Below are 24,763 nucleotides of genomic sequence, written 5' to 3' on the forward strand. Positions count from 1 at the left end.
TAAAGGGTTGATTTTATTACATTTAGTAATTTAGAAATGTAAGTTTAAGACGTTATTTTTGTCGATTCTTTTTAACTTTGCATATATTTTACTAAAAAAACACTCTTTTGGATTACCTATTACGCCGTTTTGGGATGTAAGGTAATTAAGATATCCTGCGTGAATTGTTTATAAAAATGGCGAGAATAACCAATTTTCTTCTGGTTTTTGTAACTGTTAGCGTTCTCTGTTCTTCTATTGTACAGGCTCAGACACCACCAGTGTTCGACAGTACACCGGTTGATATAGGGACGTTTAATGATTCATATACTTATTCAATTGAAACAAGTGATGGAATTGAGAACGACACCCGGACGATCTCTTTGACAGGAACATTGCCTACAGGACTGACATTCAATGACAATTTAGATGGTACAGCACTTATTTCAGGCACAATAGCTCAAACAGGTACTTTTCCATTGACCCTTACAGTACAGGAGACTGTTGATGGGTCTCAAATGGCTTCACAAAACTTCAACTTAGTAGTAGGTAAGGCCACCGCCAGTATTGTATTGTCTTCTTTGACCCAGACCTATGACGGAACACCCAAATCAGCAGTAGCTACTACCACTCCTGTGGGTTTGACAGTCGATTTTCTATACAATGGTGTTGCTACAGTACCTACGAACGCAGGGAGTTACTCCGTCATAGCGACGATCAATGATGCGAATTATGAAGGCACCGACAACGGTACGCTTACCATTGATAAAGCTACTGCCGGCATTGTCTTATCTTCTTTGACGCAAACCTATGACGGAACACCTAAATCAGTGGTAGCTACCACCACTCCCGTTGGTTTGGCGGTAGACTTTCTATACAACGGTATTGCCACGGTACCTACCAACGCAGGAAGTTATCCTGTCATAGCGACGATCAACGATGCGAATTACGAAGGCACCAATAACGGGACGCTTCTTATTAACAAGGCCACAGCGAGCATTGCTTTATCCACTTTAACGCAAACTTACGATGGAACACCTAAATCAGTGACAGCTACTACTACTCCGGTGGGGTTAACGGTAGACGTTCTATACAATGGTGTTGCTACAGTACCTACCAACGCAGGAAGTTATCCTGTCATAGCGACGATTAACGATGCGAATTATGAAGGGACCAACAATGGTACACTTGTTATTAATAAAGCCACTGCGGGCATTGCTTTATCCTCTTTGACGCAAACCTATGACGGAACACCTAAATCAGCGGTAGCTACCACCACTCCCGTTGGTTTAGCAGTAGACTTTCTATACAATGGAGGAGTTACAGTACCTACCAATGCAGGAAGCTATCCTATTATTGCGACAATCAACGATGCGAATTACGAAGGTACCAATAACGGGACACTTCTTATTAATAAGGCCACAGCGGGTATTGCTTTATCCTCTTTAACGCAAACGTATGATGGAACGCCTAAATCAGTGACCGCTACCACTACTCCGCTAGGTTTAACGGTAGACTTTCTATACAATGGTGTCGCTACAGTACCTACGAATGCCGGAAGTTACCCTGTCATAGCGACGATCAACGATGCAAATTACGAAGGCACCAATAACGGGACACTTCTTATTAATAAGGCCACAGCGAGCATTGCTCTGTCCTCTTTGACGCAAACTTATGACGGAACGCCTAAATCAGTGACCGCTACCACTACTCCTGCGGGTTTAACGGTAGACTTTCTATACAATGGTGCAGCTACAGTACCTACCAATGCAGGAAGTTACCCTGTCATAGTGACGATTAACGATGTGAATTATGAAGGTACTGGCAACGGTACACTTACTATTAATAAAGCCATTGCTACGGTTACATTGAATAACCTTAACCAAAATTTTGATGGAGCGCCAAAACCCATCAATACCCAGACAACTCCTGTGGGACTAACCGTTGATATAACCTATGATGGTAGTTCAACAGTACCTTCAGCTCAGGGAAGTTATGCCATTTCCGCGATTATCAATGATCAGAACTACGAAGGGGCAACAAGTGGGACATTGCATATTAACGGCCCTCCAACTAGTCCCGGGATACCTGATGTCAATGCTTTGGAAGATGCCGCCAATGTGGTGATTGACCTTTATCCATTGTTTGATGATTTAGAAGATGCAGATGCGGATCTGGTACTCAGCATAGAGTCCAATGACAATACAATTTTGTTTCAGAGTGTAGACCTACCTACTAATATTTTAACACTCGATTTTGCACCGGATACATTCGGAGATGCCACCATAGTGGTGAGAGCTACGGACTTAGGTGGTTTATTTCTGGATGAATCGTTACAGATTTCCATAGAATCTGTTAATGATGCTCCGTCCTTTACGAAAGGGTTGGATATAGCAGTCAATGAAGATGCCGGCTTACAGGAGATAACAGGTTGGGCTACCAATCTCTCTGCAGGGGGAGGGACAGCTGAAAACACACAGACACTGAGTTTTGAAACCTCTGTAAGTAGCACAACGGGTAACTTGTCATTTGCTAATGACCCCGAAGTTGATGCTGATGGTAACTTAAGTTTCAGGGCAGCATTGAATACCAACGGTACCGCTATCGTAGAAGTAAGGATTATGGATTCCGGAGCTGGAATTTCTCCAAATGTAAATCAAAGCCCTATTCAGACTTTTGAGATTAGAGTAATTGAGGTGAATGATGCTCCGACATTTACCCGTGGCATAGACCCCAACATTAATGAAGATGCGCCATTGCAGACGATAGCCTGGGCTACCGATATAACGCCGGGGGGTGGCAGCGATGAAGCAGGGCAGGGGGTGCGTTTCGAGTTAACACAGTCGGGAATTTCAGGAACTTTGGGTTTTACGCAACTACCCGGTATAAACAATTCAGGTACATTAACCTTTCAAGTGGCCCCAAACACCAACGGAGAAGCTACTTATTCGGTGGTAGCGATAGATGACGGTGGAAATACATTTCCTGATGACAATGAAAGTAATCCGGTAACATTGACGATAACCGTAGATGCTGTGAATGACCCTCCAAGTTTTACAAAGGGAAGTGATATAACGATAAACGAAGATGCCGGAACACAATTGGTTAACCTCTGGGCTACGAATATTTTTCGGGGTGGGGGTGACGATGAACAAATCCAGTCCCTTTCTTTTACTACCAATGTCCGGATCAATTCCGGTAATTTGAGTTTTGACCAGGGGCCTGACATATCTCCTACGGGTCAATTATCGTTTACGACGTCTGAAAATGCCTTTGGTGTAGCTGAGGTAGAAGTAACCTTATTGGATGGAGGCTCTGATGTGGCCCCGAATATGAACCAAAGTGCACCCCAGACTTTCTTCATTACGGTTAATCCTATCCAGGATGCACCGGCATTTACAAGTACTGCTGTAACGGCAGCTGTTCAGGGTCAACTCTATGAGTACTTTATTGAAGCTAATGATCCTGACCCATCTGATGTGTTGACCATATCCAGTCCTATTGCACTACCTGCCTGGTTAACGCTCGAAAGTACCGCTAACGGCATGTCCCGATTATTTGGTACACCTGGCAATGGTGACATTGGAAAAGCAGGCATTGTATTAAGAGTGACAGACAATAACAGCAATGAAAGTACACAGTTCTTTGACATTGATGTTATTAACAGCAATGATCCGCCACGTTTTACCAGTGTACCGATCACATCTGCCACGGAGGGTATAGGGTATACTTATAACATTACTACAGATGATGATGATCCGGATGAAGAGTTGTTGATAACAGCTCCGGGTTTGCCGGATTGGCTTTTATTGACCAATGGAACGAACGGAAATGGAGTGCTCAGCGGCATACCTGGTAACGATGATGTGGGGGTTAATACCATAAAATTAAGGGTGAGAGATAACGCAGGGGCTTTCGTTGATCAGGATTTTGATATCATAGTAGAAAATACAAATGACCCGCCTATATTTATAACAAGCCCGGTAACAGCGGTGGATGAAGATGATCTGTATAGCTATGAAATACGTACAGAGGATCCTGACACAGGCAACGAATTAGAAATTAAGGCCCTTTCAAAGCCCGATTGGCTGACACTTACGGATAATGGTAACGGAACAGGATTATTGACCGGTACTCCTCAAAATAAGGACGTCGGACAAACCAGTGTGGTATTAAATGTGAGTGATAACATTGGTGCAAATGTGAACCAAAATTTTGATATCGTGGTAACAAATACAAATGACCCGCCTTCATTTACCACGTCACCGATAACGGCTGCATTGCAAGGTGTAGAATATAACTATGCAATATCTTCTTCGGACCCTGATATTGGTGATGGAGGGACCATAACAGCTCCGGTTTTACCAGACTGGCTGTCTTTCACCAATAATGACAATGGTACGGCCACTTTGAATGGTACACCGTCCAACGAAGACTTTGGAGAAAACCCGGTGACGTTAAGAGTTACTGACTTAAATGCTGCCTTTGTGGAGCAACGATTCGTCATTAATGTGGATAACACAAATGACCCGCCAAAGTTTGAAAGTGTTCCCGTTACTTCGGGGCAAGAAGATAGTCCATATACCTATACTATTATCACTTCTGATCCTGATCCAAATGATACGAGGATAATCACGGGACTGTCTGTTCCTGACTGGTTAACACTTTCTGAAACCGTAAATGGTAGGGCTGTTTTGTCTGGAACACCGACCAATGATGAGGTGGGATCATTTAGCATAGTATTGACGGTGACAGATGCTCTTGGAGCTAGTGCTAATCAGAACTTTACTTTGACGATTACTAATACCAACGATGCACCTTTTTTTACATCAGCTCCTGTTACAGCCGCTTTTCAGGATGTCACCTACAGTTATACCGTTCAGGCATCAGATATAGATAATGGAGATGAGATTGTGATCTCACCCATTCCAAATTCAATTCCTGAGTGGTTGACCTTTTCTGTCACCGGGTCAGGAACAGCTCTGTTAACAGGTATACCAACGAATTCAAACCTCGGAGCAAACTCAGTAGGCTTGAGAGTAACAGATGAGTCAAATGCTTTCGTTGATCAGCGTTTTGATATAATCGTAAACAATGCGAATGATCCTCCATCATTTACCAGTACCCCGGTGCTAAGCGTTACAGAAGATGAGTTGTATGTGTACGATATTGTAGCCGAGGACCCTGACGAAGGAGATGGTTTGAACATAAGGGCTTTGGTCCTTCCTGATTGGCTTACATTGAACAACATAAGCAATGGGAAGGCACAACTGATCGGTACACCGTTGAACGAAAATGTTGGACTGTCAAATGTGGTTTTGAACGTAGAAGATGCCTCAGATGCCAGTGCCAATCAAAACTTTGCCATCCAGGTGATCAATACGAACGATCCTCCGTCGTTTTCAAGTGATCCGGTTACCGGAGCCATTCAAAATGTGCTTTATTCTTATACGATCGTTACCTCTGACCCGGATCTTGACGATACCCGGCAGATAGTGGCTTTCGATATACCTTCCTGGCTTAACCTGGTAGATAATGGAAATGGTACCGCTGTGCTAAGTGGTACACCTACCAATTCTAATTTAGGGATTAACCCTGTGAGGATCGATGTCATTGATGAATCTATGGCATCTGTGAGCCAGTCTTTTGATATTAATGTAGATAATATCAATGATGTACCTGCCTTTAGTAGTACTCCGGTTACCTCAGCGCTGGAAGATAATCTGTATACCTATAATATAACCACGACAGACCCTGATTTACTTGACAGAAGAACGATAAGCCTGCTGTCCGGACCTGATTGGATCACCCTGGAGGACTTTGAGGATGGGTCGGCATTACTTTCCGGTACACCTTTAAATGAAAACGTTGGTACTTCGACGATTGTGATCAATGTCAGGGACGCCATAGGCGCTAATGTGAATCAAAACTTTACGATTACCATAAGCAATACCAATGATGCACCGGAATTTACTTCGGTTCCGGTGCCTGTTGCTTTGCAGGACATTGTTTACACCTACAATATTACTGCTATAGATCAAGACCCGGAAGACGAAATAATCATTAGAGCAGTCACTCTTCCGAACTGGTTGAATTTTAATTATAATGGCAATGGGTCAGCCACTCTTCAGGGAACCCCGGGAAATTCAAACCTAGGTCTGAATGATGTTACACTGGAAGTGGAAGATTTGTCAGGGGCCGCCGTTGAGCAAATTTTTCAAATTAATGTTGATAACGCCAATGATCCACCTTCCTTTACAAGTATTGCCCCCACCGAAATTGATGAAGATGATCTTTATACGTATCTCATAGATACAGATGATCCTGATGATAAAGATGTAGCCAAAATTACGGCATTATCAAAGCCGGCTTGGTTGACTTTAGTGGATAATGGAGATGGTACGGCTTTATTATCAGGTACGCCTGAAAATGATGATGTGGGGACGTCCAGCGTGGTTCTCAACGTAGCAGATGGAATTGGCGCCAACGTCAATCAAAACTTTGACATAGTTGTTACCAATACCAATGACGCTCCGTTTTTTACAAGCGAACCTCGAACGGGAGCTATACAAGGTGTAAATTATCAATATGATATCACTACGAACGATATTGACCCAGGCGATAACCTTCGACTGGAAGTAGTTGAGAAACCAGGTTGGATAACTTTTGTTGATGACGGTAATGGCCAGGGGACTTTGGAAGGAACTCCCTCAAATTCTGATTCCGGACCTAATTCGGTAACGATGAGGATAACAGATGCATCCGATGCTTCCGTAGACCAGGTTTTTGTTATTAATGTGAATGACACCAATGATCCACCCTTTTTTACCAGTTCTCCACCGCTCTTAATTGACGAAGATGACGAATACGTATATAATGTGGCCACCAAAGACCCGGATGATGGTGATACCAGGCGTATAACTGCTTTATCCTTGCCTTCCTGGTTAGAGCTTACGGATAATCTTGATGGTACTGCAGTACTGCAAGGAATTCCTGTTAACGATGATGTAGGTGTTCATTCCGTAGTACTTCAGGTAAAAGATGCGTTTGACGCTGAAATAGGCCAAAGTTTTAATGTTACTGTAGTTAATGTCAATGACCCGCCATCATTTACGTCCGATCCCGTATTAAATGCTGCACAGGATGAACCTTATCTATATAATATTGTCACCTCAGATCCTGACATTGGAGATGCACTGACCATTGAAGCAACAACGCTTCCGGAATGGTTGACTTTCACCAATAATCCCGGAACACTTTCACTGAGCGGCACACCTCGAAATTCGGATGCCGGTGAACATAATGTGGTTTTAAGGGTGGAAGACCGTGAAGGCGCTGCGGTTGAACAGCTTTTTACCATTGATGTTGGAGACGCGAACGATGCGCCTGTTTTCGATAGTACACCTGTTATTACTGCGACAGAAGATCTGCTTTATGAATATCTTATAGTAACATCTGATGAGGACGTTAAGGATACCAGAACCATACGTGGCCTTTCGGTACCAGACTGGTTAACCTTGACGGACAATGGTGATGGTACCGGGAAACTATCAGGAATACCTGAGAATAGTAATGTGGGCAGCCATCCGATAGTGCTTAGGGTTACCGATTTTGCAGGAGCTGAAGCGAACCAGGATTTTTCTATTACCGTTGAAAATGTAAACGATGATCCTGTTTTTACTTCTACACCTTTGACCAGCGCTCAACAAGACCTGGAATATACTTACAATATCACCTGGCTTGATCCCGATAAGGACGATACCTATATTATTCAGGCTACCGTTTTGCCATCATGGTTAACCCTTCAGGACAATGGGGACGGGACCGCAGTACTTTTTGGAGTGCCTTCTAATGAGAATCTGGGTGCCCATCAGGTGACCATTGTCATTGAAGATGCTGCTGAAGCCACAGATACGCAATCTTTTTCTATCACAGCGGACAACATTAATGATCCCCCTGTTTTTGAATCTACCCCCATAACGTCCATACAGGAAGATGCCCTTTATCAATATAACGTGGAGGTTACAGACCCTGATGTTGGTGATGATCTTACCCTGGTCAGCATTTCAATCCCGGCATGGCTCACATTTGAGGTGTCAGAGGATGTCAATGGTTCAGGTGCTTTAACAGGTACACCTTCTAATGCCGATGTGGGATTTCATGATATACGATTACAAGTGACGGATATTAGAGGTCAGAGCGTTTTTCAGGACTTCCGGATAGAAGTGGTAAATACCAATGATGCTCCGGTCATTATAAGTACTCCTGTATTACAGGCGGCCGAAGATTTTGAATACAACTATAAATTGGTAGTGACAGATGATGATACAGGTTTTGGAGATATTGTGTCCATTCAGTTTATGGAAACATTACCCACATGGCTTTCTTATAGTGCAGCAGATACTTCATTAACAGGTACTCCTTTAAATGATGATGTAGGCATATACCCGATAGCCATTCGTGTTACAGATGATGAAGGAGCGTTTGATGAGCAGAATTTTTCTATCACCGTAATTAATACAAACGATGTTCCTGTGTTTACCAGTACGCCGGTCACCGCTGTGAATGAAGACGAAGCTTACAGTTATGCCATCGAAGTGAATGATGTTGATGTGGGCGATATCTTATCCATAACATCACCTGCATTACCGGCATGGTTAACGTTAACAGATAACAATGATGGTACTGCAACGTTATTTGGGACACCGGAAAACGAACATGTCGGAATGGTCGAAATAACTATTCAGGCGAGTGATGACGTAGTGACTCAACAGCAAATATTTACCATAGAAGTTGCCAATGTTAATGATGCTCCGATATTTGTTTCACAGCCAACACCTAAAGTGGCCATTGGGGATGAATATAGCTATGAAATTACAGTTAACGACCCTGACGTTGCGGATGAAGTGACGATTGAAGCTACTGTACTTCCACCTTTCCTTTCTTTTTCGTCACTTGGTGGTGGACGTGCAACAATAAAAGGTACAATAACCGATCTGGCATTTTCCAATAAAAGCATAAGCATAACAGCGACGGATAGAGACGGTGCTGTTACTACGCAAAGCTTTGACTTAATAATTAATACTGTGCCCGTCATTCAGGATATCAACGTTACTCTTTTGGAAGATGAGGTATACCGGTTCGGTCAGGAATTTGTTCTTAACTATACAGATGGTGATGCGGATCCTCTTGAACAGATCATTGTCACTCAACTGCCCTCCAATGGACAGCTTTCATATAACGGAAACATAGTAACGATTAACGATCCAATTATTTTGACAAATCAGCAAGCCCCTGACTTGAGTTACATACCCAATCCTGATTTTAATGGTACTGATCAGTTCACCTGGAATGGCTTTGACGGTACATCCTTTGCTGCCAGCACCGCGTTAGTGATCCTGACCGTAGAAAGTGTCAATGATATTCCTGAGATCAGTACAAACGGAGATCTGACAACGTTATCCTACAGTTTGGGTGATCCGGGCATTAACGTTGTGCTGCCTGCTGATAATCTAAGGATCAGTGATGTTGATTCAAGATCAATGTATGGTGCAACTATCAGGATATCTGAAAACCTGGCCGCAGGGGACCGACTATTCCTGGAGGAAGATTTCATTGACCAAAACCTGGAGGTTGATTATAACGCAGACCAGGGCACTTTGACCATTGAAGGGAAAGAACTACTTGGTGAGTATGAAAATATACTAAGTAAAGTGTTATTTAGCAGTGCTGTAGATAATAACGCCACGATTTTGACTAAGGAAATATCCATCACTGTTAATGATAGTCTTTCCACCAGTGATCCGGTATCACGACTGATCGATATAGCTGAAATTTTTCCTGAAATTGCTATTGTCAATTCATTTACTCCGAATGGCGATGGTGTTAATGATACCTGGGACTTTCGTAATTTGCAGTTTTACACCAATATCCAGATTTCCATTTTCAACCAGAATGGTTTGAGGGTTTTCTATTGTTCTACCCAGGACTGTGCCTGGGACGGTACCTATGAAGGAGAAGAAATGCCGGGAGGGTCTTATTTTTATACAATTTTATTAAACAATGGAAAAAGAGAGCATAAAGGGACTGTTACTATATTGAAATGAAATTAAAGACTGGAAAATACCTTTTTCTCATCCTGATTGTTGCTTTATGTTTTTACAACAATGGAGGTGTATTTGGTCAAAATAATCAATTCACCCAGTACTACTTAAACCCGGCTACGATCAACCCTGCTTTTTCCGGGATAGATCCATTTTTTTCCACTTTTATTGGTTATAAACAGTTGTGGAATGGTTTCGATAATGGTAATGACATATTTCATGCCTCAGCGTTTTCATCTATTGGGAAAACCCCTCCGGCAGCTTTTAAGAATAACTCTCTTAGGGTGAGTGACCCTAAAACGTTTGCCAGATTATCTAATGATAAGAGTATCAAAAGGAGACATGGCATTGGGGGTTTTATAGAATCCAGTAGCATTGGCCCTTACCAAAGTACGCAATTTGGGGTCAAATATGCGTACCACATACCTGTCTCAAACAAGCTGTCCATAGCTTTTGGTACATCGGTAGATATGATCCAGGATGAACTGGATTTTAGTTCTTATACGGTTCGTGACCCACAAAATGATTCGTTTTATCAACAGTTGGTAGGTTCTCAGGGAAATCAAAATAGTTTGAAGGTTGACTTTGGTGGTGTATTGTATTCAAATAGTTGGTTTTTAGGTATTTCATCAAATTCGCTGGTTCGGGAGTTGTTAAGCGGTGATGATTTTACAGAGTTTGTCTCCCTTACCTCTTATGACCTGTTGGTAGGTAAACAGTTCGTAATGAGTCCTACAATTAATGTTTTTTCATCGGCCCGGGTCACTCAACACGATTTTTATGGTTTTTCATGGGAACTTACGGGCAGAATGAGATTTCGTGATGTATTGTCTTTTGGTGCCAGTTACTACAGTGAAGATAGAATTTCAGCATTGTTTGGCTTAACGCCAAAAGAAGGAATTAGTATTAATTATTCCTATGACTACTTTGTTTCGGATCTCAATTCCTTTAATTCCGGAAACCATGAAGTAGTATTGGGTTTGGCTTTATTCAACCGATATTCTTTTCCAAAAAGGTTCTGGTAAAATGAGAAAAAATAAGCTTTGGTTAGCTTTTTGTGTGGCGGGTATTTTGGGACATGCAGAGTGTTTTGCACAGCGTATTGAATTCCAGGAGCCAATAAAATTAAACGATTCAATCAATTCGGATGCCGAAGAACTACTTCCATTTTTGTCTGAGGGAGGGGGGAGATTATACTTCACAAGGGCATTCCATGAGGATAACGTTGGTGGCAGGTATGCGGGCTCTGATATTTGGACCTCCAATTATGAGAATGGTAGTTGGCAAGCGCCGCATAACGAACTTGTCCCTTGGAACAACAAAGAAAATAATGCGGTTATTGGAGAACGACAACAGGGAGATGTGGTCTATCTCCTTAACGCCTATAAGGGGAAAAAGGGCATAAGTTTTTCAAAAAATGTAAATGGAAAATGGAGCAAACCGGAAACACTGACAATACCTGGTTTAAAGACAGATGGTTTTGTAGGGTTTTACGTGTCCCCAACCTATGATTTTGTGTTGATTTCAATGAATAAAAACGGAGGCTATGGACAAGAGGACCTTTATGTAAGCCTAAAGGACCAATCCGGAGATTGGCAGGAACCCATCAGTTTAGGCGGGACTATAAATACTGCCGGGTTTGAGATCTCTCCCTTTTTATCTGATGATCAAAAATACCTGTACTTCTCAAGTGATGGTCATGATGGTTATGGTAATGCGGACATCTTTGTGTCGGAAAGGCTATATGGTAGTTGGACCGTTTGGAGTAAACCAAAAAACCTCGGACCGATCATAAATACTTCATATTTTGACGGATACTTCTCTATCTATGGAGATACTACATCGTTTTTTGCCAGTAACAGGGAAGAAGGTTATTTGGATATTTACACCAGTCGCGTAAAGCTGAACAACAAGGACGTTTTACAGGACTCGGTACAACGGATAATTGATGAGACAAAGCGACTTTTATCTGATCTGAAAAAAGATGATGAAATGATACAGGTAAGTAGTTCGGTGCTGGAGTTCCTCTCTTTTGATTTTAACTCCTCAGAGCTGGATAAGAAGTTGGAAAATTCACTGGATAAAGTCTTAAAAAGGATAGAAAAAGACTCGATCTTTAAGCTTAACCTCATAAGCTACTCCGGTGACAGCCAGGACAGGTCCATTAATTATACCCTGTCCATTGACAGGGTCCAGAATGTCGTTGGATACTTAACGCAATCTGGTATGGATGAAAGTAAACTTGACATCGAAATAGTTGAAAACCCAAAACGATTAGAGAAAGCGAGAAGTGGTGTGGAAATCAGGGCCCAGGTGATCGACGAGTGATATCACCAGATATTTTCCAGGTCTGCTTTTTTATAGGTAAAATTCCTTTCCTTAAACATACTCTCACTGGTTTCGTTCTTTAACCTTAGTTTGTTTGACGATTTGAACCATCGATTCAGTAAGGCTATAGGCAATAGAATGAGATAATAAATGATGGAAAGTAAGACCCTTGAGTTGAACCATCCCAGGGCAAAAGCTATTTTCTCCCATACATATACCAAGCCCCTTCCGAAGGCAGGAATGATCATGGATAGAACTCCAAGTCCTACGGCAAAATATTCCAGGTTTCTATACTCAAATAGGTATGATAATATTATGAAGCCCAGTACAATGACCAGAATGCTTTGATACTTCTTTTCCAAAATCTGTTAAAATAAAGTGTAGATAAAAGGAGCGATAGCGGAACCACCTCCGATTACTATCAAGACACCTAGTAGTAAAAGAACAATAATTACAGGGGCCAGCCAGAATTTTTTTCGCTGTACTAAAAAATTAAATATGTCTTTCAAAAATTCCATATGAAGCAAATATAACTAATCCAATACAAATTCTTCCTGCCAATTGTCTTTCGCCAACCATGCAGGTTGAGCGGCTTTATCAAATACATAATCACCGATAACAAGATAATCCATTTCCGTTCTCATGAAGCACGTGTAGGCATCTTCCGGTGTATTTACAATAGGTTCTCCACGTACATTAAAACTGGTATTTACCAGCATTCCAACGCTTGTTATGTCTTTAAAATCCTCTATTAACTTGTGATACCTGGGATTTGTCTGCTTATGCACGGTTTGGATACGTGCTGAAAAATCAACATGAGTAATGGCAGGGAGGTGCGAACGATCGGTGTAGAGCTTGTCTCTTATGGAGAGATCATGATAATTTTCCGGAAGGTCCTTCAAAAATTCCTTTTGTACAGGCCTCACCATGAGCATATAGGGACTGTCATGATTCATTTCGAAGTACTTTCCGGATTCCTCAAAAAGAACTGAAGGAGCAAATGGTCTGAATGATTCCCTGTATTTTATTTTGAGGTTTAATTTTTTCTGCATTTCAGCGTCTCTTGGATCACCAAGTATGCTGCGGCCTCCTAAGGCCCTCGGACCAAATTCCATTCTGCCTTGCATCCAACCTACAATTTTTCCATCCGATAGCAGTTTAGAAACATGACTGCTCAAATCGCTGAAGTGATCATATTTAGTAAAGATGGCCCCATATTTTTTGATCACCTTTTCAACATCCAGTGACGAATATTCGGGACCAAGGTATGAACCTGCCATCTGATCATGGTCAACAGCTGTATTGACACGATCATTCTCGAAATAAATATAATTTGCTGCGAGCGCTGCACCTAAGGCTCCGCCTGCATCACCGGCTGCGGGTTGAATGAAGATGTTTTTGAAAATGTCAGATGCCGCCAGTTTTCCATTCGCTACACAATTTAGGGCAACACCACCCGCCATACATAAATTATCGGAGTTAGTCAGCCTTTTGGCTTCGTGTGCAAATTTGATGACAATTTCTTCCGTAATGGTTTGAATAGCCAGTGCCATGTCACAGTGCTTCTGTTCCATTTCCGATTCGGGATTGCGCTTAGGAAAACCAAATAATGCTTCCCATCGCTTTTCTTTTACCATTGTCAATCCTGTGGCATAGTTGAAATAATACTGATTTAACCAAATAGAACCGTCTTCCTTTACATCTACAAGCTCTTTTTTTATTAACTGGATGTATTTTTTTGTTCTGTCTGAATTAGGATTGCCATAAGGAGCAAGTCCCATAAGCTTATACTCACCGGAATTAACTTTAAAACCAAGGAAATAGGTGATAGCAGAATAAAGCAGGCCTATAGAGTGCGGAAATGAGAGTTCCTTTAAAATGGTAATACTTCCTGCTTTTCCGTGGCATATGGATGCGGTGGCCCATTCACCCACTCCATCTACTGTAATGATGGCAGCTTCTTCATAAGGAGACGGATAGAAAGCGCTCGCGGCATGACTCAAATGATGTTCGGGAAACAAAAGCTTCAGCTTTTTATTATCAAAAGCATGGATCTGTTTCAGTTCATCACGGATTACTTTCTTAAGAAACATTTTTTCCCTGAGCCATACAGGCATTGACTTGATAAATGACACGAGTCCTTTTGGAGCGAATGCATAATAAGTTTCCAGCAACCTCTCAAATTTCAATAACGGTTTGTCATAAAAAACAACGGCATCTAACTGGTCAATGGATGTACCAGAATACTCTAAACAGAACTTAATGGCATTCGTTGGGAAGGAGGCGTCATGTTTTTTTCTGGTAAACCGTTCTTCCTGGGCTGCGCAAATTGTTTTGCCGTCGCAAATCAGTGCAGCAGCAGAATCATGGTAAAAACATGATATACCAAGTATTTTCATGTGAAATGTGGATATTGAGTTACAATAATCCCAAATATAGAATATATAAAAGTTAAATAGTAGAATAAGATTCTTACGTGTGTAAAGATTAAAGTTTAACTTTGATTGATAAATTATTAAGCAATGGATTTGACATCAATATTCAAACTGCTTCTTAGGAAGTTGTGGATTATCATTATAGTACCCATCATAGCTGGTGTCGCAGCCTTTTTCTTTACGCTGAATTTAGAAAAGCAATATAAATCAACAGCCCAATTGGCTACCGGGTTTACTACTAATGATCGCATAAAGCTTACTGAAGAAAGGTTTAGCCGTTATGAGTCTACTTTCAAATTCAGTAACATGATGGAGACGATGAATTCTGAATTGGTCATGTCTCTGCTAAGTTACCGGTTGATGATTGAGGATTTGACCACGGACATACCCTTAAGAAATACAAAAGCCAATGATGAAAGTTCGCTTGTATTCAGTCAGGCTGAAATCGATTCTATAACAAGTTTTTTCAAAGAAAAACTTGATAATATGGAAGTGCTATCCAATTATGATGAATACGAAAAGGGAATGTCCGACTTGCTTAAGGAATACGGATATGTTCACTGGAAATTAAGTGATAAGATATCGATCAAAAGAGTTAATAATACCGATTATGTCACTATCCAGGCTGTTACGGTAAACCCTGTACTTTCTTCGTTTATTGTGAATACCCTGGCAGAAGAATATATCCGATATGACAATTCTTTGAAAAACAGGATTTCTAATGAATCAGTTACATTCTTTTCAAGTTTAGTTGAGGAAAAGAAAAAGGTACTTGATGAAAAAACCCGTTTACTAAATGAGTATAAAGCCAATAACAATCTTTTTGTCGAAGATCAGACAGGTTATAAAACAACGCAAATAGCTGAATACGAGCTCCTTAAGCAGGAGAAATTGGATAGGATGAGAGGACTAAGGTTATCCATCGAAAATACCAACAAATGGCTGGCAAAAATACAGGAGGGTTCATCTGAAGTAAGTGTAGCCAGCTTGAATAATAAGATACTACAGATCCGAAAGAAGATCAATGACCTCAATCAGATATATGTGAATTCGGGGTCTAATGATGATGATTTGCTCAATACGATCAATAATCTAAGAAATGACCTGCAAATAGAGATGAACAAACTGGCGGCATCACAATCAGGCACACAGTCCGTTGGAATGACCAAAGAGGAGCTAATTGCAAAAAGGGATCAATTCCAATTAGAACTTGAGATAGAGCAGGGGAGTTTGGGTTCTCTTAATTCAACCATTGCTACTTTGAAAAGTAGTGTTAGTGGTTCCATTACCAAAGAAGCCACTATTTCTGCATTGGAAAGAGAAATATCTACGGCCTCTGATGAATATTTACAAGCCCTTAATAAGTTGAATACAGAAAAGAACAAATCTTTAATAGCTGATAGTTCGATTAAGATTATTATACGTGGCCAACCCAATGGCGCCCCTGAGTCTTCTAAAGTGCCTTTGATCATTGCTTTAGGTGTGGCATCAAGTTTTGGTATATGCATTTTTGTTCTCGTTTTCATCGAGTTCATTGATATGAGGATAAAAAATGCATCTCGATTCGAGAGCCTGGCGGGTATTAATCTATTGGGTTCAATCAACCGGATCCAGGTCAAGAATCTGGATCTGAGATCTTTGTTCAATCGTAAAGTTGCTGACCCAAGTAGAGAGCAGTATAAGCATCTTTTAAGAAAAATAAGATTTGAAATAGAAAATTCCAATGCAAAAATAATCTTAGTAACGAGTACAAAGCCTAACGAAGGTAAGACGTTTTGTATACTTTCAATTGTCTATTCATTGAGCCTGTTGAATAAAAGAATACTGATAGTTGATACTAATTTCAGAAACAACTCCCTGACTGAATTACTTATAGCTAAGCCGAACTTTCAAAAAATGATCGAACAGACTTCAGGAACAAGACTGTTGTCGAGTCCGGAGGTCAGCGAGGATCCCAGTGAGAACTTAATTTCAAAGACCAACGACAAAAATATAGATGTGATAGGGAGCAATGCAGGCCTGGAATCTCCGTCCGAAATACTAGCGGGAAGAGATTTTATGGGGATGTTGGAGCATTTGAGAGATCAATATGACTACATTTTCCTGGAAGGAGCATCCCTAAATGAATATTCTGATTCTAAAGAGCTTATGAAATTCGTTGATAAAGTAATTCCTGTATTTTCTGCCAATACGGTATTAAAACAAATTGACAGATCATCCATCAGCTACCTCAAAAACCTTAATGGTAAATTAATGGGAGCTATTCTTAATAAGATTGAAGCCCAGGAAGTTTTATCATAAAAGACTTTTCCTAGGATAGCCAGTGGTTAAGGTCTTTACCTGTCAGGGCCTGTAATTTTAAGATGTCCTCTTTATAAATGTCGTGAGTCATTTTTTTCCTGAGCTCCCGATCCAGCGGCGGCCTTGACAGATTCATGCCTCTGAGTTTATATAATCTCTTTTTGAGATAAGGATTTCTCTTGAATTTGGAATACAAACCTGGCAATACTTTTGAAATGCCTTTTTTTATGCCACTTCTCTTGCCAATTATTTTATCAATGAGTTTGTTTTTTATGAAGCCATTTTGATTGTACCGTATGCTTAAGTCTGGCTGAAATTCTTCCCTAATGCCCAGAAAAGCGAAAATTTCTTTCATCAGGTTGACCGGGTTTTTTTGAAAATCCTCGTACAGGAAAACCTTGATATTATCTTTTTCAAATAATTCAAAATAACGTGTCAAATGGCAGTGATAGAAACCCTCCTGGACCAAATCATTTTTTTTCCACCAGAGTGTATCTCTGTCCAGGGCATCTTTGAAATCATTAGTAGGTAAACGGTCTTCATTGGCCAGGTGCAGGAACCTTGAATACAGCCGGTCTACGGGTTGACGAACTATGGCTATTAGCTTGGCATTTGGGACATATTTTTTAATATTAGCAGGTGCGTTTTTATCATATAAATATATCGGGGAAGTATCTCCTTTAAGTTGGTTTTCATGTGCTTTTTCAAACAAACCTAAATAGTGGTCAAGCTTGTATACACCATTTGGATAGTGATGAAACATGAGGGGATCATCCTTAGGGTCTACTATTTCTTTACCGTCAAGAGCAAAAAAGCCAGGCTCTTTGGTGGACATGAATATATCGGGGTGCTGTTTTAAATATTTGTCGATAGAGGTTGTTCCACACTTCCCAGCACCTATTATCAAGAAATCCGGAAAATTGTTTTGGGTCATACTTATGATTAGTTTTGTCTCGCAAATGATTGAATCATTCAGCAAGAAGTTTAAAGCCACTATAATTCTACTAAATTAGTTAAAATCAGGACATTTAGTGTTACCACTCATCGCAATAAAGTTTACAGTTTTGAAATTCCTTTGGACTAAAATGTATTTACATTGAGTCTGTTCAAAGATACTTATTGGCTAAAGTCGGGACTCTATTCACTCTTCCAGAACCTGATTGTTCTTGTCTTCAACTTTGGAGGGGTCTATTTGTTGATCAGAGTTTTATCAAAAGAAAATTTCGGGGCGTGGGCCGTTTTTTTAACCATCGTGTCAGTTTTAGAGGTGGCCAGGAACGGTATGTTGAAAAGTGGATTGATCAAATATTTGAATTCAGAGAGTTCAGAAGCCCATCCAAAGATTATTACGGCATCTATTGCACTGAATGTTCTGATCTCTGTTCTCTGCGTATCGCTAATGTTGCTCTCCGCAGACTATTTGGCTATAGAATGGGAAATCGAAGATCTGCCGAGGATGTGTCTATACTATGCGATACCTGCAGTGGGCTTAATATTTTTTTCGCAATTTGATTTTATCAATCAATCAAACCTGAATTTTAAGGCTATTTTCTGGGTTAACGTAGTAAGAAGAGGGGTCTTTTTCCTTTTAATCGCTTATTGTTTTTTCGATAGCTCTTCTATTAAGCTAATTCAGCTGGTCTGGTTCCAGGCAATTTCAATTTTTGTGGCTGTTTTCGTTTCCTATATCACTGTGAGAAAATACTTGAAATTCACGCTTAAAATTGATCTTTTATGGTTGAAAAGACTTTTTAAGTTTGGGGTCTATGGAGTGGGTACGAATTTGGGGTCTATGCTATATAAGAGTATTGATCAAATAATGCTGGCCAGTTTGATTTCAACGGAGGCCGTTGCGAAATATAATATATCCGTAAGAATTACAAACCTGGTGGAGGTACCTACAAGGGCTATCTCTAACATAGTGCTTCCTAAGAGCGCAAAAAGAGCCAAAACGGATGGAAATAAATCTGCAAAATATCTTTATGAAAAATCTGTAGGAGTCATTTTAGCCATTTTGATACCAGCAGCCTTAGTTGTATTGGTTTTTCCTGAAATGATCATTCAATTTGTGGCAGGGGATGAGTATATGGACACCGTAAGTATTCTTCAGGTTACTATATTTTATACTTTTTTTGTTCCTTTTTCACGGCAATATGGTACAATTTTAGATTCGATCGGTATTCCTCACTTTAATTTTTACTTTACAATCGCAAGTGCCTTTGTAAATTTAGTTCTTAATTACCTGTTTATAAGTAATTTTGGAGTTATTGGTGCAGCTTATGGAACTCTTTTGACCTATTTTATTTCTTTCATAGGAATGCAGATCACGCTAAAAAGAGTTTTGAACGTAAGCCTCATTCAGGTTTTTTTACAGGTGAAATATTTTTATCTAGACGTATCTGTAATGGTTTTTAATAAACTTATCCGTAGAAACAATTAACAGAGATAACACCATCATGGAAGAGGATAAGCATAGCAATGAAAATATTATTAAGATGTTGGTTATAGGGTTTGTGCTTGTGACTTACATTTTTATTTTTCTGAAGGTATTATTCTTTTGAATTGAAATGAACCAATTAAATATTCATTCCAAAGCCATGTACAGGCAGGTATTACTCATTACGGCTTTAACTGTAGTGAGCCTGGGAGTGTCATTTCTAATAGCAAATTTTGGCATTCTCATTGGCTTTGCATCTGTGGCTGGTGTAATAGGTTTATTGGTTTTTATCCGGACCATACAAGATGTCGAATTTGGGTTCCTGACCCTGGTGACCTATGGGTATTTTTTATTTTTGATTAGCCGACTTATCCCTGTTCGTATTCCTACAGGAGTTGGTATTGAAATCATTGGATTTATAGTATTTATCGGGGTAATAGTAAACCTCAGCAAAAACAAAATAAATTGGGAACTTTTTAAGCACCCCATAACCTACCTGACTGTTATTAACGAGTTTTATGGGATACTGCAGGTATTGAATCCTAATGCCGTGTCGTTCAAGGGCTGGCTATTTGCTTCGCGAGGTATATTTTTCACGTTTTTGCTGTACTTTATTGTCGTAAAGGTTTTTGATAACTTATCTTTTATTAAAAGGTTTACCAAGTGGTGGTTATTTCTGGCGCTTTGTGCGGGTCTTTACGGGATGTTCCAGGAGTATTTCGGATATCGGGACTTTGAATGGCGTTATATCTATGCCTCGCCGGGAAGATACGACCTTCTCTCCGTATGGACGGGTATTAGAAAATTTTCTTTCCTTTCGGATGTCGCAGCTTTTGGCATGCTCATGGCGTTCAGCGCCATCTTTACATTCATATTGGCTCTAGGACCTTTTAAAATGCCCTTGAAAATAGTACTCGTTATAAGTGGCATATGTATGCTGTTAGGAATGAGCTATAGCGGGACCAGAACGGCTACTGCGATGATCCCGGTTGGGGTCATGATGTATGTGTTATTAAACATCAATAACAAAAGGACGATCATCTTTCTTGTGGTTGCCGTAATAGCATTTGTAGGCGTATTGTTTGGGCCATTTTATAACGGCCCTCTTGAACGTATCAGGTCCACCTTCCAGCCAAGTGAAGATGCCTCCATGCAAGTGAGAGACCGTAACAGGAAGAGTGTTCAGCCCTACATCTATTCACATCCTATTGGAGGAGGGCTGATGACTACGGATGAGGTCGGTCGGGAATTATCACCAGGACACCCTAACGCGGGGTTTGCTACTGACAGTGGTTACCTGGAAACAGCTCTGCAAAGAGGGTGGATAGGGTTGATCATACTTCTGGCCCTTTATTTTACCATTATGAAGACGGGGATAGAGAATTTTTACAAAGCCAAGGACCCTACCATTAAAATTTTGTATGCGGCTTATTGTGCCTCTTTCTTTTCTCTTTCGATAGCAAACTTTGCTCAGTCTGCCATGGGGCAAAAACCTACAGGATTGATCATTATTTCTTCTTATGCCATTTTAGCTAATATGATAAGGTTAGACAAAAAGAATTAAGATAAGCAAGATCCATTTGGGAACCCCAAATTAGTTTTAAATTTGACATTAATATCTCAACTCAACTCATATGAACTCAATAAAGTACTTTGCTATGTGCTTGATACTCTTATCATCAAGCTATGGATTTTCACAAAAAATTGACTACAACACTATAATCTTACCTAAGAACGCACAGGATATAGATTTTCATGAAAAGTTAATAAGAATTGCCTGGGAAAATAATCCTGAACATGAAATCCTCAATCGACAGATGAACATAACTAATTATGAGCTAAGAAAGGCCAAAGTTCAATGGTTTAATAATATTAAAGTCAGTGGTAACTTAAATGAATTTAATATTGATCCTTCCAGGGATGTTACCCAGAGGTCTCAATTTTTTCCGAGGTACAACGTTGGTGCAGCTTTTAGCCTGGGGGAGTTGATATCAAATCCTATGGATGTAAAAATGAGGAGGGAGCAAATGAAAATTGCTGTAGAAACTATTAATGCTACAAAGCTGAATTTGAGAGCCGAAGTGCTAAGACGCTACGAAGCCTTCTTAAGAGACCAGGAACTATTGAGGTTGCAAACACAGACTACTGAAGATATGCTTGCAACATTCAACCTGATGGAACAAAGGTTTAGAAATGGAGAGGCTACCCTTGACGAATACAACATAGTGCAAAATAGCTACAACGCAGAAATAACAAAAAAAGTAAGTTCTCAAACCAACTATAATATTTCCAAAATTAATTTAGAAGAGTTGATAGGAGTTAAACTGGAAGATATTCAATAACAATCTTTTTTTACATAAACCTCTATATAAGAGTTTTCTTTTACTCTTGGTGCTAAGAATTTATCATTAATGCAGTAACTACTTGACTGTAAGCAGGACTGTAATTCATAGGGGAAGAAATTATTGAGATTCGGAATATCCTGGAATAGAACCAGGTCGTAGTATTCTTTATTAATATTCTCACAGATATTTTTTATTTGTTCGTCAAATATCGAGACATTTTTGTGAAACCAAAGTGGGTGGTTAACAAGCGGGGTATAGCCCAGTTCTCGTGCCAGCGGAGTAAGTTCTGACATATTTAATACTTTTAAGTCATCAGTATTATCAAAATTTTCATCGACAAGTTTCTTAATGTTTAAAATTCCTTCTATGGTAGCTTCAGGCAGGTAAATATTTTTGAACGAGGGTATTTTTGATAATTTCCATTTCTGCCTTTTTAAAGCGCCTTGTGCCTTATTAAGTGACCATGTGTATTTTGAGATTTTTGATGGATCATTACCCTGTACCACAGACTGAGGGAATACCCGATTTACCACTCGTTTTCCATACCTCCAATAATCATTGGACCACCAGAACAGTATAAAAATAACCAGTACTGAAATATACTTTAATTGTGTCAGGTTAAATTCCAGCTTCAGATTGCTTAGTATAAATACAAGGGCAAATGAGTGGAAATAGATATTAACATTATGAGGAATGTAGCTCGTGACTTGAACGATAGCGGCTTGTACAAGAATGCCAAAACTTAATAGAATAAAATGTATTGATTTGCGATTTTTAAGAAAATCAGATTCTTTATTGATCTTATTAAAAACAATCACAACAAATACAAGCAAGTAAAATTTTAACCAGTTGGAATGTTCAAAAATATCTTTTAGAATATCTCCCAGGCTAATCCGTGAAAAATGAGGTGGTTGCCCCAGGTTGAACCAGTATGTAAAATCAAATCCTAAAAAGGGTAGTATAAAACCAATGGAAAAAATTGCCATTAGTAAAAAATAAAGTGCCACCCATTTGTAGTTCCTGATCAATAGTGAGTCAGCGATAATTATAACGGTGGCAATGGCAATGGTAAGGGCACCTCCGTCCTGCTTAGTGAAAAATGCAAGCACTAAAAAAAAGCAGGTTAGTGCAAGATAAGTGATTTTATTGGTGACAGTATTTCCATAGAAATGTTTAAGAAGGAAGTAAATTGCTATTAAGCCGAAAACAAATACGGTTTGATTGTACCAGGGCCAGAAATTCACAAAAACGTACGATAAACAAAAAACCAAAAGCCCCAGAAGTATTTTGATTCGGGAGACCTGAAGAATCCTGAATATTCCAATAAACGCCAGGCAGCTTATAAAGTTGATCAGGCATTGGGCAAAAATTAAGGTAAAAAGCTTCGCTCCAAATAGTTTAAAGAACAGGGCGGGAATAATCCAGAAGCCTATTCCCATGGGCAGATAGAAATCTCTGTATGGAATTTGCCCATTGGCCAGCCGATAAGCTCCTTCCCAGGCAAGGAACAGATTGATCTTGAAAGGAAACTTCACAAAAACAGGGATGAGACTAAAAAGAACGGCAACAAAAATCAATACCCATTTTAGCTGTTGCTCACTTAAGGTATAATTGGCTATTCGCTTAAAAAATGACATTATGAAATACTTTGTTTAGAAGTTTCCCTGGTGAAGAAAAACTTGGTAAATAGGATCAATAAAGTAATGTGCAGCATGGTAAAAGCAATCCATTGCTTGAAAGGAATGGGGTATCGGCTTGGTGGAATGATACTGTCAGCTCGGGTTACCAGAAAATACGTTAGGATAGAAAACAACACCAGCGCAGGCATAAAATAACATATAATATTGGAGTTGCTACCGTATATTTTAAGTACATGCGATTTTTGATGCATATAAGTCAGCGAGGAAATCAATACCCATGGGAAACTTAGAAAAAGCAATCTGATTTCGTTGAAAATCCCTCCTAAAAATGTGGTGATTATAACTATTCCCAACATCCAGGGCGCTGATTTTACTATGGCCCGGACTTCTGGTGAGAACTTTTCCAATGATCCTTTTTGTCTCAGATACATAAGGAAAAAAGGCAACCAGAAAAAACCAAAAGTCAAAAACCCAAATCCGATTACTTGCTCAGGGTTATCCAGGTTCCAATACAAACCCTCCGAAAGGTTATAACGCTCATATCCGATGAACAGTCTTAATAAAACAAATACCAGAATACCTAGTGCTAATGGAAGGAACCTTTTGAAAATCGTTTCCTTTTGGGCATAGTACATGTAAAAAAGCGGCAGGACTAAAAGTGTTTCCCTGCATAATACACCGGCGCATGTACATGCCATTAGCAGGATATATTTGTTTTTAAAGATGCAGATCAGCCCGCATACTAATAATGTATAGCCTAACATATCTTCCCTTGTATGAACAGGTAATGAATAAGCCATTATAAAAGGCGGGCAAAGCAGTAGAAATAGCGTACCTGCAAGCGACCAGGAATTATTGAACTTTAAGGTTTTTAGAAGATAAAAAAAGGACAATAAGACGGAGATGTAAAATACTAGCGCCCACCCTTTGTAGATCGTGAAAAATACCCTGGGGTTTTCACTTTGCCCCGAGAGAACGTAAGTACTTTGAACCAGGTATTTATGGAGTACTCTATATTTGAAAGGAGCTTCATTACTCAGGGTCCAATCCTGAATAGAAGTAGGTTGAGTTTTTAATTCACGGCCTAACTCAGTTAGATTGTTCAAACTACTTGATAGAACGGAATTACCAAGCAAGAAAAAGAGAATACCTGCTAGTGCTATTATTGAAGCATATTTTAAATTATCTGACATTC

At 39.9% G+C, this 24,763-nt stretch carries 13 protein-coding genes; 7 read left to right on the forward strand and 6 right to left on the reverse strand.

Translation table 11 applies throughout. The annotated features are described in order from the left end of the window. Positions 1 to 176 precede the first annotated feature (176 nt). Genes FNH22_RS08610 through FNH22_RS08620 form a run of 3 tightly spaced genes read left to right on the forward strand, consistent with a single transcriptional unit; the run spans position 177 to position 12,410 of the window. Positions 177 to 10,085 (forward strand): MBG domain-containing protein, encoded by a 9,909-nt coding sequence (locus FNH22_RS08610; protein WP_143397948.1) that lies wholly within the window; start codon positions 177 to 179, stop codon positions 10,083 to 10,085. Next, positions 10,082 to 11,107: a PorP/SprF family type IX secretion system membrane protein gene (locus FNH22_RS08615; protein ID WP_143397949.1), complete on the forward strand. Its 1,026-nt coding sequence runs from the start codon at positions 10,082 to 10,084 to the stop codon at positions 11,105 to 11,107. The genes FNH22_RS08610 and FNH22_RS08615 overlap by 4 nt, the downstream gene beginning before the upstream one ends. A gap of 1 nt (position 11,108) precedes the next feature. Further along, positions 11,109 to 12,410 (forward strand): OmpA family protein, encoded by a 1,302-nt coding sequence (locus FNH22_RS08620; protein WP_143397950.1) that lies wholly within the window; start codon positions 11,109 to 11,111, stop codon positions 12,408 to 12,410. 2 nt (positions 12,411 to 12,412) lie between these two features. Here FNH22_RS08620 and FNH22_RS08625 read toward each other — a convergent pair whose 3' ends face one another. From FNH22_RS08625 to FNH22_RS08630, 3 genes are read right to left on the reverse strand one after another with little or no spacing between them, the layout of a single operon-like run. Next, entirely contained in the window at positions 12,413 to 12,772 is a 360-nt protein-coding gene (locus FNH22_RS08625) for an SxtJ family membrane protein (RefSeq protein ID WP_143397951.1), read from the reverse strand. Between the two features lie 6 nt (positions 12,773 to 12,778). Then, entirely contained in the window at positions 12,779 to 12,928 is a 150-nt protein-coding gene (locus FNH22_RS32375; protein ID WP_221420241.1) for a DUF5989 family protein, read from the reverse strand. A 15-nt stretch (positions 12,929 to 12,943) separates the two neighbouring features. Then, on the reverse strand, positions 12,944 to 14,809 hold the full coding sequence (locus FNH22_RS08630) for a carbamoyltransferase (protein WP_143397952.1): 1,866 nt from the start codon (positions 14,807 to 14,809) through the stop codon (positions 12,944 to 12,946). A gap of 123 nt (positions 14,810 to 14,932) precedes the next feature. Between FNH22_RS08630 and FNH22_RS08635 the strand changes: the two genes are divergently transcribed. Further along, complete coding sequence (locus FNH22_RS08635) at positions 14,933 to 17,146, forward strand: AAA family ATPase (RefSeq protein WP_143397953.1); 2,214 nt, start codon at positions 14,933 to 14,935, stop codon at positions 17,144 to 17,146. A 10-nt stretch (positions 17,147 to 17,156) separates the two neighbouring features. Here FNH22_RS08635 and FNH22_RS08640 read toward each other — a convergent pair whose 3' ends face one another. After that, positions 17,157 to 18,080: a sulfotransferase gene (locus FNH22_RS08640; protein ID WP_143397954.1), complete on the reverse strand. Its 924-nt coding sequence runs from the start codon at positions 18,078 to 18,080 to the stop codon at positions 17,157 to 17,159. Between the two features lie 162 nt (positions 18,081 to 18,242). Here FNH22_RS08640 and FNH22_RS08645 point away from each other — a divergent pair, with 162 nt between their 5' ends. The 3 genes from FNH22_RS08645 to FNH22_RS08655 all read left to right on the forward strand — a co-directional run bounded on the left by FNH22_RS08645 (position 18,243) and on the right by FNH22_RS08655 (position 21,925). Further along, entirely contained in the window at positions 18,243 to 19,586 is a 1,344-nt protein-coding gene (locus FNH22_RS08645) for a flippase (protein WP_143397955.1), read from the forward strand. Positions 19,587 to 19,713: 127 nt separating this feature from the next. Next, complete coding sequence (locus FNH22_RS08650) at positions 19,714 to 21,147, forward strand: O-antigen ligase (protein ID WP_143397956.1); 1,434 nt, start codon at positions 19,714 to 19,716, stop codon at positions 21,145 to 21,147. Between the two features lie 70 nt (positions 21,148 to 21,217). Beyond that, the gene (locus FNH22_RS08655) at positions 21,218 to 21,925 is read left to right on the forward strand and encodes a TolC family protein (protein WP_143397957.1); all 708 of its coding nucleotides are present in this window, start codon (positions 21,218 to 21,220) and stop codon (positions 21,923 to 21,925) included. On the opposite strand, the gene FNH22_RS08660 is transcribed toward FNH22_RS08655, so the two are convergent. Together FNH22_RS08660 and FNH22_RS08665 are read right to left on the reverse strand one after the other, a co-directional pair. Further along, a complete protein-coding gene (locus FNH22_RS08660; RefSeq protein ID WP_143397958.1) occupies positions 21,919 to 23,565 on the reverse strand; it encodes a hypothetical protein in 1,647 nt (548 codons plus the stop codon). The two genes, FNH22_RS08655 and FNH22_RS08660, sit on opposite strands and share 7 nt — an antisense overlap. After that, positions 23,565 to 24,761 carry a hypothetical protein gene (locus FNH22_RS08665; protein WP_143397959.1) on the reverse strand — a complete coding sequence of 399 codons (1,197 nt, stop codon included), beginning with the start codon at positions 24,759 to 24,761 and terminating at the stop codon, positions 23,565 to 23,567. The genes FNH22_RS08660 and FNH22_RS08665 overlap by 1 nt, the downstream gene beginning before the upstream one ends. Between the last annotated feature and the right edge of the window lie 2 nt (positions 24,762 to 24,763).

The sequence above is a fragment of the Fulvivirga sp. M361 genome, assembly GCF_007097395.1.
In the GTDB taxonomy this organism is placed as follows: domain Bacteria; phylum Bacteroidota; class Bacteroidia; order Cytophagales; family Cyclobacteriaceae; genus Fulvivirga.